Source organism: Allomesorhizobium camelthorni (genome assembly GCF_011045125.1).
Lineage (GTDB): Bacteria > Pseudomonadota > Alphaproteobacteria > Rhizobiales > Rhizobiaceae > Allomesorhizobium > Allomesorhizobium camelthorni.
Genome location: NZ_JAAKZF010000338.1, coordinates 1 through 538, shown reverse-complemented (window position 1 = coordinate 538; position 538 = coordinate 1). Strand labels below are relative to the sequence as shown.

Genomic DNA, 538 nt, shown 5'->3' with positions numbered 1-538 from the left:
TGCCACGTTACAGGAATGATCCGGTTCACCCTATCGGGCGAAGTTGTAATGTGCGGTCCTCCTGCATTCGTCATGCTGTTGCGGGGCCAGGTTTCCTGCAGTAGCGGAACTCGGTTGCGTCGCTCCACATGCGATAAAGGATGACGGCAAGCTTGCGCGCAACAGCAAATGAAGCCTTGCGTCAGCTGTACGCGCGTGAAGTCTGAAAACGAAGGAAATCGAACGCGGCGCCACTGCCGACCACCGCACTTGAAACCGTGTCCGGCTCCTCCATCTAATTCGTAACAGCGCGCAGTTCCGAATGAGGAAGCGCTAGGCGACGCGCCTGCTTGCCACAGACAATCCAACCGGGCAGATCGCCCTGCTGCTCGTCGATTTCGACCGGCAGCTTTGACAATCGAGCGACTTCCTCTTCGTTCTCAAACGAAGGGAGATCAAAATGGCAAAAGTCGTTTGCGTCCTCTATGACGATCCGGTCGACGGTTATCCGACAGGGTATGCGCGGGACGGTCTACCGAAGCTTGACCGCTATCCGGGC

At 57.1% G+C, this 538-nt stretch carries 1 pseudogene; it reads right to left on the bottom strand.

What is annotated here, in order from left to right:
- Window positions 1–70: 70 nt before the first annotated feature.
- Window positions 71–178, bottom strand: a pseudogene (locus tag G6N73_RS37860) (IS110 family RNA-guided transposase); the annotation flags it as partial.
- Window positions 179–538 lie beyond the last annotated feature (360 nt).